The following is a 16519-nucleotide window of genomic DNA, read 5'->3' as shown; positions in this document are numbered from 1 at the left end:
GACGTGGACTACCGTAGCCTGACGCTTGATGATTTTTTATCGCGCTTTCAACTTTTACGCCCGCAAATAAACCGGGAAACCTTAAATCATCGTCAGGCTGCCGTGTTAATCCCTATCGTTCGCCGATCGCAGCCGGGGTTATTGCTCACTCAACGTTCTATTCATCTGCGCAAACACGCCGGACAGGTGGCGTTTCCTGGTGGTGCAGTAGATGACACTGATGCGTCAGTTATTGCCGCTGCGTTGCGCGAAGCCGAAGAAGAGGTTGCTATCCCCCCTTCCGCCGTCGAAGTTATCGGCGTGCTACCGCCCGTCGATAGCGTAACTGGCTACCAGGTAACGCCAGTGGTCGGCATTATCCCGCCTGATTTACCTTATCGTGCCAGTGAAGATGAAGTTTCCACAGTGTTTGAAATGCCGCTCGCCCAGGCATTACATCTGGGTCGTTATCACCCGTTAGATATCTACCGCCGTGGTGATTCACATCGGGTATGGCTTTCCTGGTACGAACAGTATTTTGTATGGGGAATGACCGCAGGCATAATTCGTGAGCTGGCGCTGCAAATTGGTGTGAAATCCTGACTATACTTATCTTTACATCTACAAAACACTACTTGAGACAATCATCGCAATATTAGTTAAATCGCGGTTTTTGATTAGTTTAATTCATGTGAATAGTTAAGCCTGTCGCCGCGTTCCCTCTTACACTATGCGTTGTTATTAGTTCGTTACTGGAAGTCCAGTCACCTTGTCAGGAGTATTATCGTGATTAGTCTATTCGACATGTTTAAGGTGGGGATTGGTCCCTCATCTTCCCATACCGTAGGGCCTATGAAGGCAGGTAAACAGTTCGTCGATGATCTGGTCGAAAAAGGCTTACTGGATAGCGTTACCCGCGTTGCCGTGGACGTTTATGGTTCACTGTCGCTGACGGGTAAAGGCCACCATACCGATATCGCCATTATTATGGGTCTTGCAGGTAACGAACCTGCCACCGTGGATATCGACAGTATTCCCGGTTTTATTCGCGACGTAGAAGAGCGCGAACGCCTGCTGCTGGCGCAGGGACGGCATGAAGTGGATTTTCCGCGTGACAACGGTATGCGTTTTCATAACGGCAACCTGCCGTTGCATGAAAACGGTATGCAAATCCATGCTTATAACGGTGATGAAGTCGTCTACAGCAAAACTTATTATTCCATCGGCGGCGGCTTTATCGTCGATGAAGAACATTTTGGTCAGGATGCCGCAAACGACGTGAGCGTGCCGTATCCGTTCAAATCCGCCACTGAGCTGCTGACGTACTGTAATGAAACTGGCTATTCCCTTTCCGGTCTGGCAATGCAAAACGAACTGGCGCTGCACAGCAAAAAAGAGATCGATGAATATTTTGCTCATGTCTGGCAAACCATGCAGGCATGTATCGATCGCGGAATGAATACCGAAGGCGTATTGCCTGGCCCGCTGCGTGTTCCACGCCGTGCGTCTGCCCTGCGCCGGATGCTGGTTTCCAGCGATAAACTGTCTAACGATCCGATGAATGTCATCGACTGGGTAAATATGTTTGCGCTGGCGGTAAACGAAGAAAACGCCGCCGGTGGTCGCGTGGTAACTGCACCAACCAACGGAGCCTGCGGCATCGTTCCGGCAGTGCTGGCTTACTATGACCACTTTATTGAATCGGTCAGCCCGGACATCTATACCCGTTACTTTATGGCGGCCGGGGCAATTGGCGCATTATATAAAATGAATGCCTCTATTTCCGGTGCTGAAGTGGGTTGTCAGGGCGAAGTGGGTGTTGCCTGTTCAATGGCTGCTGCGGGTCTTGCAGAACTGTTGGGCGGTAGCCCGGAACAGGTTTGTGTGGCGGCGGAAATTGGCATGGAACACAACCTTGGTCTAACTTGTGACCCGGTTGCAGGTCAGGTTCAGGTGCCGTGCATTGAACGTAACGCCATTGCCTCTGTGAAAGCGATCAATGCCGCACGCATGGCCTTACGCCGCACCAGTGCACCGCGCGTCTCGCTGGATAAGGTCATCGAGACAATGTACGAAACAGGTAAGGACATGAACGCCAAATACCGTGAAACCTCTCGCGGCGGTCTGGCAATTAAAGTCCAGTGTGACTAATACTTTTCTTTCGCCCATCTGCAACGGATGGGCGAATTTCTCTCGCTTTCTCGTCTGCTGTAAATTTCCCCACTACACTTCCACTGTTGCGTCAGGCGTTTGTTGCCATGCGCTTACAGGGCGGCCCGCATGCAAAAAGCACAACGGATCATTAAAACCTATCGCCGTAATCGAATGATTGTTTGTACAATTTGCGCACTTTTTACGCTTGTAGCGACACTAAGCGTGCGGTTTATTTCACAGCGTAACTTAAATCAACAGCGGGTGATCCTCTTCGCCAATCACGCTGTTGAAGAGCTGGATAAAGTCTTGCAGCCCCTTCAGGAAGGACGCGAGCTTTTACTTCCGTTGATTGGCCTCCCCTGCTCAGTCGCTCATTTGCCTCTACGCAAGCAGGCCGCAAAACTGCAAACCGTGCGTTCTATTGGTCTGGTTCAAAACGGTACGCTCTATTGCTCCAGTATTTTTGGCTATCGAAATGTCCCTGTTTATGATATTCAAGCCGATTTGCCTGCCCCACGGCCTCTTCTGCGTCTTTCCACCGATCGCGTGTTGATTAAAGGTAGCCCAGTGCTGATCCAGTGGTATCCCTTGTCATCACATAGCGGTGATGGCGTTCTGGAGATGATCAACATTGGGTTATTGACGACGATGTTACTGGAGCCGCAGTTGCCGCAAATTAGAAACGCCAGCCTGACGGTGGCCGATCGCCATTTACTCTATGATGACGGTCTGGTTGATTCTTTACCTCCGCTTAATGGCAATGAACGTTACCAGGTTTCATCGCAAAATTTTCCTTTTACCATTAGCGTCAGCGGACCTGGTGCGACGCAACTGGCGTTGCATCATCTTCCCAGTCAGCTCCCGCTGGCTGTACTGTTGAGTTTACTGGTGGGTTATGTTGCATGGCTTGCAACCGCACACAGAATGAGTTTTTCGCGCGAAATTAATCTTGGCCTTGCGCAACATGAGTTCGAGCTATTCTGTCAACCTTTACTAAACGCACGTAGTCAGCAATGTATTGGCGTAGAGATATTGCTGCGCTGGAATAACCCACGTCAGGGTTGGATCTCGCCGGATGTGTTTATCCCTATTGCGGAAGAACATCACCTGATAGTGCCGCTTACCCGTTATGTGATGATGGAAACCATCCGTCAAATCCACGTTTTTCCAATAAGCAACCAGTTTCACATTGGGATTAACGTCGCCCCCAGCCATTTTCGCCGTGGCGTGCTGTTGAAAGATCTTAATCAGTACTGGTTCAGTGCTCACCCGATTCAGCAACTCATCCTTGAAATAACCGAGCGCGATGCCTTACTGGATGTTGATTATCGGATTGCCCGCGAACTGCATCGTAAAAACGTCAAACTGGCGATTGATGATTTCGGCACCGGCAACAGTTCGTTTTCCTGGCTGGAAACGTTACGCCCTGACGTCCTGAAAATTGATAAGTCATTCACCGCTGCAATTGGTTCAGACGCGGTTAACTCGACGATAACCGATATCATCATTGCGTTGGGGCAAAGACTGAATATTGAACTGGTGGCGGAGGGCGTAGAAACGCAAGAACAGGCAAAATATTTACGCCGTCATGGGGTGCATATTTTACAAGGATATTTGTACGCGCAACCAATGCCGCTGCGTGATTTCCCAAAATGGCTGGCGGGCAGCCAACCGCCGCCCGCCCGGCATAATGGGCATATCACGCCCGTTATGCCATTTCGTTAATGATTATTCGTCTTCGTCGTGCGCCAGTTGCTCTTTAACAATACGAACCAGGTCAACACGATAATCGTTAGCTTCAACAATGGTAATATGCAACGGCCCTACGTTAATCACATCGCCCGCACGCGGGATGTGACCATTTGCAGAAATCACCAGACCTGCGACCGTCGCGATATCATCGTCATCAGCAAGGTGCTCAACATCAAGCGCCTGCTGTAAGGCGTGGAGGTCTGTACCACCTTTTACCAGCCAGCCGTCGCCGTCGGTAATGATTTCCGGCGTTTCATCAGCATCCGGGAACTCACCGGCAATGGCTTCCAGCACATCCAGAGGCGTAACCAGACCTTGCACCACACCAAACTCGTTGGTCACGATCACAAAACTACCGCGAGCGCGACGCAGCACGCCCAGCAGATTGATCGGATCGAGGGTTTCCGGAACGATAATCGCCGGAGACGCCGAAGCAATCGCCGCTACATCAACGCCCTCTTCCAGTGCCACCAGCAGTTCTTTCGCACGCACGATACCGATGATTTCATCCAGTTCTCCGCGACATACCGGGAACAGGCTATGTGGCGAAGAAAGCAACTGCTCACGGATTTCATCGACACTAAGGTTAGCGTCAACCCAGCTGATTTCGCCGCGCGGCGTCATAATCCCGCGCAGAGAGCGCGACGCCAGAGTCAGTACACCGTTAATCATGTATCGCTCTTCTTCGGCAAACGCACCTTCCGGCACCGGGATCGGCATCGGGTTATCCGCATCATGCTGCACATTCGCCTGACGTTTACCGCCCATCAAACGCAGGATGGCGTCGGCAGTACGTGCACGCAGCGGTAAAGCCGACTGGTGACGAATAAAGTTACGGCGCGCAATTTGGTTAAATACTTCGATAATGATCGAGAAGCCAATCGCGGCATACAGGTAACCTTTCGGAATGTGGAAACCAAAGCCTTCTGCTACCAGACTCAGACCAATCATTAACAGGAAGCTCAGACAGAGCACCACTACCGTTGGATGCTGGTTAACGAATCGCGTCAGCGGTTTCGATGCCAGCAACATGACTGCCATCGCAATCACCACCGCGGCCATCATCACCGGCAGATGGTTGACCATCCCTACTGCAGTAATCACCGCATCCAGCGAGAAGACGGCATCAAGGATGACAATCTGTGTTACGACCACCCAGAAACTGGCATAGCCTTTGCCATGACCAGAATCATGATCGCGGTTTTCCAGCCGTTCATGTAGCTCCGTTGTCGCTTTAAACAACAAGAATATCCCCCCGAGCAACATAATCAGATCGCGGCCGGAGAAGGAAAAATCCATCACGGTAAATAGCGGTTTGGTCAGGGTGACCATCCATGAAATCAGCGATAACAGTCCCAGACGCATGATCAGCGCCAGCGACAGCCCCAACAAACGTGCTTTATCACGTTGTTTTGGCGGCAGTTTATCGGCAAGAATGGCGATAAAAACCAGGTTATCGATACCCAGCACGATTTCAAGAACGACAAGCGTGAGTAGCCCCGCCCAAATCGAGGGATCCATTAAGAATTCCATGACAAGCTCCTGCTTAAGGAATAGCTATTCGGCGCCAGAAATAATGCAGGCGTAACGACAAAATGCAAACAAAAGGTGCGGCAAAAAATGCCAGAAAGGCAGGCGCTGAAAGGCCTGATGCTGAAATGACGTCGGTGACGATCCATACTGCGGGCTGCTGCCCCATACTCCTTGATTGTTAAACGGGAGTTAAACATATCAGAGAGAACTCTGATTTGGCAAAGATTTACCTTCCTTTGCAAACGAATGTAACGAGGGTATTTTACCTTTCGGAATTTTGCTAATCCAAAGTTAAATTACGGATCCTCATCACATAAAATATTTTTTTCGCTATCTAAAATAAATCGCGAAACGCAGGGGGTTTTTGGTTGTAACCCTTATCTGAATCGATTCGATTGTGGACGACGATTCAAAAAATACATCTGGCACGTTGAGGTGTTAACAATAATAAAGGAGGTAGCAAGTGACCATTGCTATTGTTATAGGCACACATGGTTGGGCTGCAGAGCAGTTGCTTAAAACGGCAGAGATGCTGTTAGGCGAGCAGGAAAACGTCGGCTGGATCGATTTCGTTCCAGGTGAAAATGCCGAAACGCTGATTGAAAAGTACAACGCTCAGTTGGCAAAACTCGACACCACTAAAGGCGTGCTGTTTCTCGTTGATACATGGGGCGGCAGCCCGTTCAATGCTGCCAGCCGTATTGTCGTCGACAAAGAGCATTATGAAGTGATCGCAGGCGTTAACATTCCAATGCTGGTGGAAACGTTAATGGCTCGTGATGATGACCCTGGCTTTGATGAACTGGTGGCGCTGGCAGTAGAAACAGGCCGTGAAGGCGTGAAAGCACTGAAAGCCAAACCGGTTGAAAAAGCAGCGCCAGCACCCGCCGCCGCCGCACCAAAAGCGGCTCCAACTCCGGCAAAACCAATGGGACCAAATGACTACATGGTTATTGGCCTTGCGCGTATCGACGATCGTCTGATTCACGGTCAGGTCGCTACCCGCTGGACCAAAGAAACCAATGTCTCCCGTATTATCGTTGTTAGTGATGAAGTGGCTGCGGATACCGTTCGTAAGACACTGCTCACCCAGGTTGCACCTCCGGGCGTAACAGCACACGTGGTTGATGTTGCCAAGATGATCCGTGTCTACAACAACCCGAAATATGCTGGCGAACGTGTAATGCTGTTATTCACCAACCCGACAGATGTTGAGCGCCTCGTTGAAGGCGGCGTGAAAATTACCTCTGTTAACGTTGGCGGTATGGCATTCCGTCAGGGTAAAACCCAGGTGAATAACGCGGTTTCGGTTGATGAAAAAGATATCGAAGCGTTCAAAAAACTGAATGCGCGTGGTATCGAACTGGAAGTCCGTAAGGTTTCCACCGATCCGAAACTGAAAATGATGGATCTGATCAGCAAAATCGATAAGTAACGTATTGTGTTGATTATCACTCAGTTTTCACACTTAAGTCTTACGTAAACAGGAGAAGTACAATGGAGATTACCACTCTTCAAATTGTGCTGGTATTTATCGTAGCCTGTATCGCAGGTATGGGATCAATCCTCGATGAATTTCAGTTTCACCGTCCGCTAATCGCCTGTACCCTGGTGGGTATCGTTCTTGGCGATATGAAAACCGGTATTATTATCGGTGGGACTCTGGAAATGATCGCACTTGGCTGGATGAACATCGGTGCCGCAGTTGCGCCTGATGCCGCTCTGGCTTCCATCATTTCTACCATTCTGGTTATCGCTGGTCATCAGAGCATCGGTGCCGGTATCGCGCTGGCAATCCCGCTGGCCGCTGCGGGTCAGGTGCTGACCATCATCGTTCGTACCATCACCGTTGCTTTCCAGCACGCTGCGGATAAGGCGGCTGATAATGGCAACCTGACGGCAATTTCCTGGATCCACGTTTCTTCTCTGTTCCTGCAAGCGATGCGTGTGGCTATCCCGGCCGTGATTGTTGCGCTGTCTGTAGGCACCAGTGAAGTTCAGAACATGCTGAACGCCATTCCGGAAGTGGTGACTAATGGTCTGAATATCGCCGGTGGCATGATCGTGGTGGTTGGTTATGCGATGGTTATCAACATGATGCGTGCTGGATACCTGATGCCGTTCTTCTACCTCGGCTTCGTAACCGCAGCATTCACCAACTTTAACCTGGTTGCTCTGGGTGTGATTGGTACTGTTATGGCAGTGCTCTACATCCAACTTAGCCCGAAATATAACCGCGTAGCCGGTGCGCCTGTTCAGGCTGCTGGTAACAACGATCTCGATAACGAACTGGACTAACAGGTGAGCGAAATGGTTGATACAACTCAAACTACCACCGAGAAAAAACTCACTCCGAGTGATATTCGTGGCGTCTTCCTGCGTTCTAACCTCTTCCAGGGTTCATGGAACTTCGAACGTATGCAGGCACTGGGTTTCTGCTTCTCTATGGTTCCGGCGATTCGTCGCCTCTATCCTGAGAACAACGATGCCCGTAAACAGGCGATTAAACGTCACCTCGAATTCTTTAACACCCAACCGTTTGTGGCGGCGCCAATCCTCGGCGTAACCCTGGCGCTGGAAGAACAGCGCGCTAACGGCGCAGAGATCGACGACGGTGCTATCAACGGTATCAAAGTAGGTCTGATGGGGCCGCTGGCAGGCGTGGGCGACCCGATCTTCTGGGGTACGGTACGTCCGGTATTCGCGGCGCTGGGTGCCGGGATCGCAATGAGCGGCAGCCTGTTAGGTCCGCTGCTGTTCTTTATTCTGTTTAACCTGGTACGCCTGGCAACCCGTTACTACGGCGTAGCGTATGGTTACTCCAAAGGTATCGATATCGTTAAAGATATGGGTGGCGGCTTCCTGCAAAAACTGACGGAAGGGGCGTCTATTCTCGGCCTGTTTGTCATGGGGGCATTGGTTAACAAGTGGACACATGTCAACATCCCGCTGGTAGTCTCTCGCATCACCGACCAGACGGGTAAAGAGCACGTTACCACTGTCCAGACCATTCTTGACCAGTTAATGCCAGGCCTGGTGCCGCTGTTGCTGACTTTCGCCTGTATGTGGCTGCTGCGCAAAAAAGTTAACCCTCTGTGGATCATCGTTGGCTTCTTCGTCATCGGTATCGCTGGTTACGCTTGCGGCCTGCTGGGACTGTAATACTGTTGTACACTACCGGGGCCTATTGGCCCCGTTTTTTTATCTGGAGGATTAATGACAATCACGGATCTGGTACTGATTCTGTTCATCGCCGCACTCCTGGCCTTTGCGATATACGATCAGTTCATCATGCCCCGACGCAACGGCCCCACCCTGCTGGCAATTCCTTTGCTCCGGCGCGGTCGCATCGATAGCGTTATCTTCGTCGGGCTGATTGTCATTCTTATCTATAACAATGTGACCAACCATGGCGCACAAATAACCACCTGGTTATTAAGTGCACTGGCGCTAATGGGCTTTTATATTTTCTGGATCCGGGTTCCGAAAATCATTTTTAAACAGCAAGGTTTTTTCTTCGCCAATGTCTGGATTGAATATCGCCGAATTAAAGCGATGAACTTATCGGAAGATGGCGTACTGGTGATGCAATTAGAACAGCGCCGTTTATTAATCCGCGTTCGAAATATCGACGATCTGGAAAAAATCTATAAACTTCTCTTGTCAACTCAATAAGTTATAGATTTAGCCGAAGCTATGTTTAGTGTATTTTTAATAACCAGACATAGCTTAGGCTATATTATTCCTTCTCTTATTTGTTATTTATTTTAACGTTTTATTGATATATAAATCTAAATGAAAATCGCTATCAATAATACAATGCAATAATATATCCCAACAGTTGTTTTATATTCTCAAAATATGTTAAGGTTGCGCCCTCATTTGGGGAGTAGCCGATTTCCAGATTCCGGAAATGTACGTGTCAACATACTCGTTGCAAAACGTGGCACGTACGGACTGAACACCTTCAGTCAGGCGAGACCATATGCACATCAATCGCTATGCCTGCATGGGCGCTTCTTGTCGTTCATGTGTGCATGTTTGCTGGGGGCGGTGATGTGTTTTATGGATACCCCGGTCAGGACGTTGTCATGAATATCACTGCTACTGTTCTTCTTGCTTTTGGTATGTCGATGGATGCCTTTGCTGCATCAATCGGTAAAGGTGCCACCCTCCATAAACCGAAATTTTCTGAAGCCCTGCGCACTGGCCTTATTTTTGGTGCCGTTGAAACGCTGACGCCGCTGATTGGCTGGGGTATGGGCATGTTAGCCAGCCGTTTTGTTCTCGAGTGGAACCACTGGATTGCGTTTGTACTGCTGATATTTCTCGGCGGGCGAATGATTATTGAGGGTTTTCGTGGTGGAGACGATGAGGATGAAGAACCGCGTCGTCGTCACGGTTTCTGGTTGCTGGTAACTACCGCAATTGCCACCAGTCTGGATGCCATGGCGGTTGGTGTTGGTCTGGCCTTCCTGCAAGTTAATATTATTGCTACTGCACTGGCGATTGGCTGCGCCACCTTGATCATGTCAACATTAGGTATGATGGTGGGTCGCTTTATCGGTTCAATTATTGGCAAAAAAGCAGAAATTCTTGGCGGGCTGGTGCTTATTGGCATTGGCGTCCAGATCCTCTGGACGCACTACCACGGCTAATTTGTTCGTTGCCAGACGTGAATATTAAAGTCCGTCTGGCAATCAAATTCTTCTTTTGCCGCCAGCGTTTGCCAGACTTCTGGCTTGGCGCGCCAGGCAAACGGTGTCATCTGTAACAACGCAACGGCCTCATCTCCGCGCAGGCGCATCGGATAACACAATTCATCGCTCTGCTGTAATGTAAAACCTTCCAGTTGTTCCGTATGGAGCGCATGTAGATGTACTTCGTCGTAAATCAGCCCCTTCAGCTCCATTAAATGTCGTGGTCCCGGGGTAGCGGTAATGACCCATCCTCCCGGTTTGACCACGCGCGCTAATTCTTCTGCTTTGCACGGCGCGTAGATACGGACAACGGCATCCATACTGGTATCAGAAAACGGCAGACGGTGGCTGGAAGCGACACAAAAGGTGACCTGCTGATAGCGTTTTGCAGCAGCCTTAATCGCAACCTTAGAGACATCCAGACCAAAAGTAGTCACACCCGGCAATGCCTCGGCAAAAGCATGAGTGTAGTACCCTTCCCCACAGCCAATATCCAGTATTGCCGTTGCGTGCTCATCAAGACAATCACACAATTGAGCGACTATCGCATCACGAAGCGGCTGATAATGCCCGGCATCTAAAAATGTGCGCCGCGCTTGCATCATTTCCGCACTATCACCCGGATCGCGGGATCGTTTATGCTGAACGGGCAGCAAATTAACATATCCCTCTTTCGCCATATCAAATTGATGCCGTTTGGGACAGATATAGCTGTTTTTTTCAAGCGATAGCGGCTGATGACAAAGTGGACAGGAAAACGACATGACAACTCCGGCAGGATACTAAAGGCCGCAAGTGTAACGCGAATTGCGCGTCGGGCAAATATCCGCAGGCAAGAGCACGAATAAAACAAAGTAAAAAGCCTCGCATTTGGACGAGGCTTGATAGCGAGATTGAAGCGCGTTTACACTTCAGATCAGTGGTTTCGATCAGATTGCTGTTACGTTAACAGCTGCCGGACCTTTCTGGCCGTCCTGAATTTCGAACTCAACGTTCTGGCCTTCGGCCAGAGTTTTGAAGCCATTACCCTGGATAGCGGAAAAGTGTACGAATACATCTTTGCTGCCATCAGCCGGAGTAATGAAGCCAAAACCTTTAGACTCGTTGAACCACTTAACCTGACCTTTAATCTTTGCCATTTGAAAAATTCCTTAGATTGTTTTCTTCGCCCGCAGGCATTACAGAGATAAAACTGACACATTACTGCATGAGGCACTAATATAAGGCTCGGCAGAGAAGCGGTATTCAACGACAACGTGTTTACTCAGGACTTCTTTACTGAAAATGCCACACATAAACAGAACTGTACCTCGTTTAACCCGAAACTGTTATCACATACAACGTTAATTATGGCAAGCCATTTTTAAACATGTCTCGATCAGCCGCACAAATCTCGATACGCCTTCCACTTTTTTGCACATTTATGCAACGGAATACATGTCGATATATCGATGCACTTAACCATACCATTACAAACAGATACTTGATCTGATGTAGTTTCTAACATAGTTCAATAAGTTCAGTTCTTCCAGAGCAGCACTACAACTTATTACGCAATGCGAGCGATATCACTTTTTATGATATATAACGAATAAAATATTATATAAATTCACTCCATAAAACAGTCAGTTAACAACAAACTAGAGTACAATAAAGAAACTATACTTAAGGCATATTATTATTTTAAAATAAGAAAAATTGATGAAATACTAAAAAGTGAGAAGAGAAACGTTTCGCTAATAAACAATACCGTGATTGATCACAATTCCGATGTAAACATCCCAATAACTTAGCGGGGTAAATATCTTTTTCCGATATCGATGTTATGAAATAAATAACACGATAAATAATTGAAGTCAGACCAGAGTATTAATTTAAATCAATTGCACCACTATAGTGCATATATGAATGATAAGATGAGTAACCCGTTAACACCAGGGTTACTCAAATTTGAGGACGGATTACCGTTCAGCTACCAGGCGGATGATATCGTCATCTTCAGCCGCTTTTTGGTTCTCTGCAGCACTGGTATCTGTTTTTTCAGGTTCGCTTGCTTCGCACAAACGACGTAACAGCGCATTTTGCCGTTTTTGCTGATCCAGCAATGCCTCAAGAAGTTCAATCTGTTCGTTAGTCCGTGAACTGGCACGGTTGATGAAAAACCACAAGATGAGCCCAATAGCGAGAACTACCACCGATACAACCAAAGACGCAATGTTCATCACGCCTGAATTTACAACTTCGTTCATTTCACCACCTCTAAGTAGAGGCGCCATTCTACCACTGCCACACAGGAAGGAAATCTACCGTTGAAAAAATGATATCACCACGGGATAAATTGATTGATGGTACAAATTCCGTTGAAAAATTGTACGTCCTGATCGCACATCATATTGAACACCTGAGCCCATAGCAGCAAGCAAGCCAGCACAGCGACAACCAGAACGCCCCATCGAAACTTTTTCACTCCAGTCTCCGTTTAAACTACCTTATGTCATTAAACTATCATGCGTTAGTTAAACAGCGCCTAACTATGTCGATATTCGTGCTTTTTCGGAACTATACGCTTGCTTCAGCCCATATTACCGCTACGATTAGGCGAACAAAAAAGAGATGAGGTCATAATGCGATTCATTATTCGCACAATTATGTTGATAGCACTGGTATGGACAGGATTATTACTAAGCGGATATGGCGTTCTGATTGGAAGCAAGGAAAATGCCGCTGGGTTAGGTTTGCAATGTTCCTATCTGACCGCCAGAGGCACCAGCACGGTACAATACCTACACACTAAAAGTGGGCTTTTCGGAATAACAGATTGCCCGCTGTTACGTAAAAGCAATAACGTTGTAGATAATGGCTAAAGGCATAAATAACTACTTAAACCGAAGATAAAAAGTACATTCATCGCCATAGCGTACTATGTTACGCCATTTGTAACTTTATTTAACCCACGCGAAATACAGAACCTGTCTGAATATTATACAGACAGGTTCTTCCTCTAATCAGAACGGATAGTCGTGATACCCCATTTGAGAGGAAATTTTACGCGCCGCCGTATGCAGCATAGTCACGTACTCCTGCAAACGCTCCTCAGAAAAACGCAGGGTCGGGAAGGAAATACTCAAACCAGCAATAACCACGCCAAAGCGGTCAAATACCGGAACTGCGATACAGCGCAGCCCCTCCTCCTGCTCTTCGTTATCTTCGCCATAACCTTGCTCACGCACCAGATCCAACACCGGTAATAACGCTTCTGTGCTGGTAATGGTACGATCGGTACTGCGTTTATACTCAACGCCCTCAAGGATTTGCTTCACTTCATCACGATCGCGCCAGGCCAGCAATACTTTACCAATCGCAGTACTGTAAAGCGGATTACGACGACCAACCCGAGAATACATGCGCAAATTGTACATAGAGTCAATTTTGTGGATGTAAACAATGCTGTCTTCATCCAGCGCGCCAAGGTGGATGGTCTCTTTGGTCAGGCGGGAAAGCTCACGCATCTGGATATCTGCGCTACGAATAAGATCAACATTTTGTAACGCGCGGGCGCCCAGTTCAAACAATTTCAGGGTCAGCGAATATTTCTCTGACTCCCCTTCCTGCGCCACGTAGCCCAGGGTTTTCATGGTCTGTAAAAAGCGATAAACGGTGCTTTTTGACATCATGACGCGCTGTGACAGCTCGGTTATCCCTATTTCACGCTCTTCGCCCAGCGCCTGCAAAATGCCAAAAACTTTCAGTACAGAAGATACAGAATCAGGCTGTTTATCCAGATCTGCGTTAGCCATTTATCACCTCATTGCGAGTGTTTTATAAAAATCAGAACTGTTTTTTATTATAATTTCGTGCCAGGGTGGTCGCAATCCATCTTTTGCCGGTTAGTTACAATTCTGCGACATTCGCCGTGAATATCAGTGCTAGAATCATACCCCTGTTGATTATTACCAAAAGATATAAAATTCCTATGCCAAAAGTTCAGGCCGATGGTCTGCCGTTGCCTCAGCGATACGGCGCGATTTTAACCATTATTATTGGTATTTCGATGGCGGTCCTCGACGGCGCTATCGCTAACGTCGCCTTGCCAACAATCGCCACAGACCTTCATGCCACGCCAGCCAGCTCCATCTGGGTAGTGAACGCCTATCAAATTGCCATTGTCGTCTCTCTGCTCTCATTCTCGTTTCTGGGAGATATGTTTGGCTATCGACGTATTTATAAATGCGGACTGGTCGTTTTTCTGTTGTCTTCGCTGTTCTGCGCCCTTTCTGATTCGCTGCAAATGCTCACCCTGGCGCGTGTAATACAAGGTTTCGGCGGCGCAGCACTGATGAGCGTCAATACTGCACTTATCCGCCTGATCTACCCGCAGCGTTTTCTGGGTAGGGGGGATGGGAATTAACTCGTTTATTGTTGCCGTCTCCTCGGCTGCCGGTCCGACAATTGCAGCGGCAATTCTTTCCTTTGCTTCCTGGAAATGGTTATTTTTAATCAACGTGCCGTTGGGTATTATCGCTCTGCTTCTGGCGATACGTTTTCTGCCACCTAATGGCTCGCGTTCCAGTAAACCTCGTTTTGACCTGCCCAGTGCAGTAATGAATGCGTTAACCTTCGGCCTGCTTATTACTGCGTTGAGTGGTTTCGCTCAGGGGCAATCGCTGACGTTGATTGCAGCAGAACTGGCGGTAATGGTTGTCGTGGGTATATTCTTTATTCGCCGCCAGCTTTCTCTTCCCGTACCGCTGCTACCGGTGGATTTACTGCGCATTCCGCTGTTTTCACTTTCTATTTGCACGTCTATTTGCTCTTTCTGCGCACAGATGCTGGCAATGGTTTCTCTGCCCTTTTACCTGCAAACCGTGCTCGGGCGCAGTGAAGTAGAAACGGGTTTACTCCTGACGCCGTGGCCGTTAGCTACCATGGTGATGGCACCGCTGGCAGGCTATCTGATAGAGCGCGTACATGCAGGATTACTTGGTGCTTTAGGTTTGTTCATTATGGCAGCGGGTCTGTTTTCACTGGTTCTGCTGCCCGCTTCTCCTGCGGATATCAACATTATCTGGCCAATGATCTTATGCGGCGCTGGATTTGGCTTATTTCAGTCCCCCAATAACCACACCATTATTACCTCCGCCCCTCGCGAACGTAGCGGTGGTGCCAGTGGCATGTTAGGTACAGCTCGTCTGCTTGGTCAGAGTAGCGGCGCGGCTCTGGTGGCTCTGATGTTAAATCAGTTTGGCGATAATGGTACGCACGTCTCGCTGATGACTGCGGCTATTCTGGCTGTGATTGCTGCCTGCGTCAGTGGGTTACGGATTACCCAGCCACGATCCCAGGCATAAAAAAAGCGCGTCGACCAGGACGCGCTTTTTAGCATTTACTTCATATTACTTCAGGTATTCACCGGTGCGCAGAGCTTCAATACGTTTATCCAGCGGCGGGTGAGTCATGAACAGCTCACTGAGCGATTTTGACTTACCGTTAATGCAGAAAGCCATCATGCTCGTTGCTTCTTGCGGCTCATAGCTGGTTTTAAGACGCTGCAGCGCGGCAATCATTTTTTCACGGCCAACCAGTTTCGCTGAACCCGCATCGGCGTGGAATTCACGATGACGCGAGAACCACATGGTAATAATGCTCGCCAGAATACCAAATACCAGTTCCAGCACCGTCGCGACTGCAAAGTAGATCAGCGGGTTACCGTTGCTCTCTTCACCTTCGTCACGGTTACCGCCCATGAAGCCAGCGGCCAGTTGCGCGAGAATACGAGAAATAAAGATAACGAAGGTGTTCACCACACCCTGAATCAGCGTCATCGTAACCATATCACCATTGGCAATGTGGCTAATTTCGTGAGCGATTACTGCCTCGGCTTCATCCGGGCTCATGTTTTGCAACAAACCGGTGCTGACAGCAACCAGAGAGGCATCACGGCGCGCACCGGTTGCAAAGGCGTTGATATCCGGCGCATGGTAGATAGCCACTTGCGGCATAGCAATTCCAGCCTGACGCGCCTGGGTCGCAACAGTATTGATCAGCCAACGTTCCCTTTCGTTACGCGGTTGCTCGATCACTTCCCCGCCAACAGATCGTAATGCCATCCATTTGGACATCAGAAGCGAAACGAAGGAACCACCAAAACCGAACAGCAAGGCCATAATCATCAGCCCCTGAACGCTGCTCGACTGTATCCCTGTCAGGCTCAGTACCAGCCCGAAAACGACCATCACGGCCAGGTTCGTTAGCAGGAAGAGCGCGATTCGCATCATAATTTTCTTTTTACCTCAGTTTAACAAAACGCAATATGCGATACCCACATCGTATGGGCTACGTGACTATTTTCAAGTCCGGATAGCGCGTAAGTCACCAGAAAGACACAACTTTACATTTTGTAG

General features: G+C 48.7%; 18 protein-coding genes and 1 pseudogene. 10 read left to right on the top strand and 9 right to left on the bottom strand.

The genetic code is table 11. The annotated features are described in order from the left end of the window. The first annotated feature begins 3 nt into the window (after window positions 1–3). The 3 genes from A7098_RS04170 to A7098_RS04160 all read left to right on the top strand — a co-directional run bounded on the left by A7098_RS04170 (window position 4) and on the right by A7098_RS04160 (window position 3858). Window positions 4–582 (top strand): CoA pyrophosphatase, encoded by a 579-nt coding sequence (locus A7098_RS04170; protein ID WP_105280382.1) that lies wholly within the window; start codon window positions 4–6, stop codon window positions 580–582. 183 nt (window positions 583–765) lie between these two features. Further along, window positions 766–2130: an L-serine ammonia-lyase gene (sdaA, locus tag A7098_RS04165; RefSeq protein ID WP_105280381.1), complete on the top strand. Its 1365-nt coding sequence runs from the start codon at window positions 766–768 to the stop codon at window positions 2128–2130. Between the two features lie 129 nt (window positions 2131–2259). Continuing rightward, complete coding sequence (locus A7098_RS04160) at window positions 2260–3858, top strand: EAL domain-containing protein (RefSeq protein ID WP_010345817.1); 1599 nt, start codon at window positions 2260–2262, stop codon at window positions 3856–3858. A gap of 3 nt (window positions 3859–3861) precedes the next feature. On the opposite strand, the gene yoaE is transcribed toward A7098_RS04160, so the two are convergent. Both yoaE and A7098_RS24125 read right to left on the bottom strand, forming a co-directional pair. Next, entirely contained in the window at window positions 3862–5418 is a 1557-nt protein-coding gene (gene yoaE, locus A7098_RS04155; RefSeq protein WP_105280380.1) for a CNNM family cation transport protein YoaE, read from the bottom strand. Continuing rightward, window positions 5406–5564, bottom strand: coding sequence for a hypothetical protein (locus A7098_RS24125; protein ID WP_272941839.1), 159 nt, complete (start codon window positions 5562–5564; stop codon window positions 5406–5408). Before A7098_RS24125 ends, yoaE begins: the two co-directional genes overlap by 13 nt. 317 nt (window positions 5565–5881) lie before the next feature. On the opposite strand from A7098_RS24125, the gene manX reads away from it, so the two are divergent. From manX to mntP, 5 genes are all read left to right on the top strand, one after another. Continuing rightward, the gene (gene manX, locus A7098_RS04140; protein ID WP_000150530.1) at window positions 5882–6853 is read left to right on the top strand and encodes a PTS mannose transporter subunit IIAB; all 972 of its coding nucleotides are present in this window, start codon (window positions 5882–5884) and stop codon (window positions 6851–6853) included. A 62-nt stretch (window positions 6854–6915) separates the two neighbouring features. Further along, window positions 6916–7716, top strand: a complete 801-nt coding sequence (gene manY / locus A7098_RS04135) for a PTS mannose transporter subunit IIC (protein WP_000406930.1) — start codon at window positions 6916–6918, stop codon at window positions 7714–7716. A 12-nt stretch (window positions 7717–7728) separates the two neighbouring features. Continuing rightward, window positions 7729–8580 carry a PTS mannose transporter subunit IID gene (gene manZ, locus A7098_RS04130; protein WP_024165130.1) on the top strand — a complete coding sequence of 284 codons (852 nt, stop codon included), beginning with the start codon at window positions 7729–7731 and terminating at the stop codon, window positions 8578–8580. Between the two features lie 54 nt (window positions 8581–8634). Next, the gene (locus A7098_RS04125; RefSeq protein ID WP_105280379.1) at window positions 8635–9093 is read left to right on the top strand and encodes a DUF986 family protein; all 459 of its coding nucleotides are present in this window, start codon (window positions 8635–8637) and stop codon (window positions 9091–9093) included. Between the two features lie 416 nt (window positions 9094–9509). Continuing rightward, entirely contained in the window at window positions 9510–10076 is a 567-nt protein-coding gene (mntP, locus tag A7098_RS04115) for a manganese efflux pump MntP (protein WP_024165129.1), read from the top strand. On the opposite strand, the gene rlmA is transcribed toward mntP, so the two are convergent. The 5 genes from rlmA to mgrB all read right to left on the bottom strand — a co-directional run bounded on the left by rlmA (window position 10073) and on the right by mgrB (window position 12585). Then, the gene (rlmA, locus tag A7098_RS04110) at window positions 10073–10882 is read right to left on the bottom strand and encodes a 23S rRNA (guanine(745)-N(1))-methyltransferase (protein WP_032225360.1); all 810 of its coding nucleotides are present in this window, start codon (window positions 10880–10882) and stop codon (window positions 10073–10075) included. The two genes, mntP and rlmA, sit on opposite strands and share 4 nt — an antisense overlap. Before the next feature lie 165 nt (window positions 10883–11047). Beyond that, window positions 11048–11257, bottom strand: a complete 210-nt coding sequence (gene cspE, locus A7098_RS04105) for a transcription antiterminator/RNA stability regulator CspE (protein ID WP_001062678.1) — start codon at window positions 11255–11257, stop codon at window positions 11048–11050. A 39-nt stretch (window positions 11258–11296) separates the two neighbouring features. Next, window positions 11297–11413 carry a DUF2627 domain-containing protein gene (locus A7098_RS04100; RefSeq protein ID WP_032141266.1) on the bottom strand — a complete coding sequence of 39 codons (117 nt, stop codon included), beginning with the start codon at window positions 11411–11413 and terminating at the stop codon, window positions 11297–11299. 666 nt (window positions 11414–12079) lie between these two features. Then, the gene (locus A7098_RS04090; RefSeq protein WP_001006853.1) at window positions 12080–12367 is read right to left on the bottom strand and encodes a YebO family protein; all 288 of its coding nucleotides are present in this window, start codon (window positions 12365–12367) and stop codon (window positions 12080–12082) included. 74 nt (window positions 12368–12441) lie between these two features. Continuing rightward, entirely contained in the window at window positions 12442–12585 is a 144-nt protein-coding gene (gene mgrB, locus A7098_RS04085; protein WP_000714530.1) for a PhoP/PhoQ regulator MgrB, read from the bottom strand. 157 nt (window positions 12586–12742) lie between these two features. Between mgrB and A7098_RS04080 the strand changes: the two genes are divergently transcribed. Beyond that, complete coding sequence (locus tag A7098_RS04080; protein WP_001211004.1) at window positions 12743–12982, top strand: YobH family protein; 240 nt, start codon at window positions 12743–12745, stop codon at window positions 12980–12982. Window positions 12983–13123: 141 nt separating this feature from the next. On the opposite strand, the gene kdgR is transcribed toward A7098_RS04080, so the two are convergent. Further along, entirely contained in the window at window positions 13124–13915 is a 792-nt protein-coding gene (gene kdgR, locus A7098_RS04075) for a DNA-binding transcriptional regulator KdgR (RefSeq protein ID WP_001262205.1), read from the bottom strand. Between the two features lie 176 nt (window positions 13916–14091). Here kdgR and A7098_RS04070 point away from each other — a divergent pair. Next, a pseudogene (locus A7098_RS04070) lies at window positions 14092–15466 on the top strand (MFS transporter). Window positions 15467–15511: 45 nt separating this feature from the next. On the opposite strand, the gene htpX reads toward A7098_RS04070, so the two are convergent. Further along, window positions 15512–16393 carry a protease HtpX gene (gene htpX, locus A7098_RS04065; RefSeq protein ID WP_000984500.1) on the bottom strand — a complete coding sequence of 294 codons (882 nt, stop codon included), beginning with the start codon at window positions 16391–16393 and terminating at the stop codon, window positions 15512–15514. Window positions 16394–16519 lie beyond the last annotated feature (126 nt).

It is taken from the genome of Escherichia sp. MOD1-EC7011, from assembly GCF_002965005.1.
Lineage (GTDB): Bacteria > Pseudomonadota > Gammaproteobacteria > Enterobacterales > Enterobacteriaceae > Escherichia > Escherichia ruysiae.
The sequence above is the reverse complement of the archived record's forward strand: the minus strand, read 5'-3'. Positions and strand labels throughout refer to the sequence as shown.

Excerpts from the sequence above, each read along its gene's own strand:
- A7098_RS04160 (WP_010345817.1), top strand. The coding sequence starts at position 2,260 with ATGCAAAAAGCACAACGGATCATTAAAACCTATCGCCGTAATCGAATG.
- yoaE (WP_105280380.1), bottom strand. The coding sequence starts at position 5,418 with ATGGAATTCTTAATGGATCCCTCGATTTGGGCGGGGCTACTCACGCTT.
- A7098_RS24125 (WP_272941839.1), bottom strand. The coding sequence starts at position 5,564 with ATGGATCGTCACCGACGTCATTTCAGCATCAGGCCTTTCAGCGCCTGC.
- manY (WP_000406930.1), top strand. The coding sequence starts at position 6,916 with ATGGAGATTACCACTCTTCAAATTGTGCTGGTATTTATCGTAGCCTGT.
- manZ (WP_024165130.1), top strand. The coding sequence starts at position 7,729 with ATGGTTGATACAACTCAAACTACCACCGAGAAAAAACTCACTCCGAGT.
- A7098_RS04125 (WP_105280379.1), top strand. The coding sequence starts at position 8,635 with ATGACAATCACGGATCTGGTACTGATTCTGTTCATCGCCGCACTCCTG.
- mntP (WP_024165129.1), top strand. The coding sequence starts at position 9,510 with ATGAATATCACTGCTACTGTTCTTCTTGCTTTTGGTATGTCGATGGAT.
- rlmA (WP_032225360.1), bottom strand. The coding sequence starts at position 10,882 with ATGTCGTTTTCCTGTCCACTTTGTCATCAGCCGCTATCGCTTGAAAAA.
- cspE (WP_001062678.1), bottom strand. The coding sequence starts at position 11,257 with ATGGCAAAGATTAAAGGTCAGGTTAAGTGGTTCAACGAGTCTAAAGGT.
- A7098_RS04100 (WP_032141266.1), bottom strand. The coding sequence starts at position 11,413 with ATGTGTGGCATTTTCAGTAAAGAAGTCCTGAGTAAACACGTTGTCGTT.
- A7098_RS04090 (WP_001006853.1), bottom strand. The coding sequence starts at position 12,367 with ATGAACGAAGTTGTAAATTCAGGCGTGATGAACATTGCGTCTTTGGTT.
- A7098_RS04080 (WP_001211004.1), top strand. The coding sequence starts at position 12,743 with ATGCGATTCATTATTCGCACAATTATGTTGATAGCACTGGTATGGACA.
- kdgR (WP_001262205.1), bottom strand. The coding sequence starts at position 13,915 with ATGGCTAACGCAGATCTGGATAAACAGCCTGATTCTGTATCTTCTGTA.
- htpX (WP_000984500.1), bottom strand. The coding sequence starts at position 16,393 with ATGATGCGAATCGCGCTCTTCCTGCTAACGAACCTGGCCGTGATGGTC.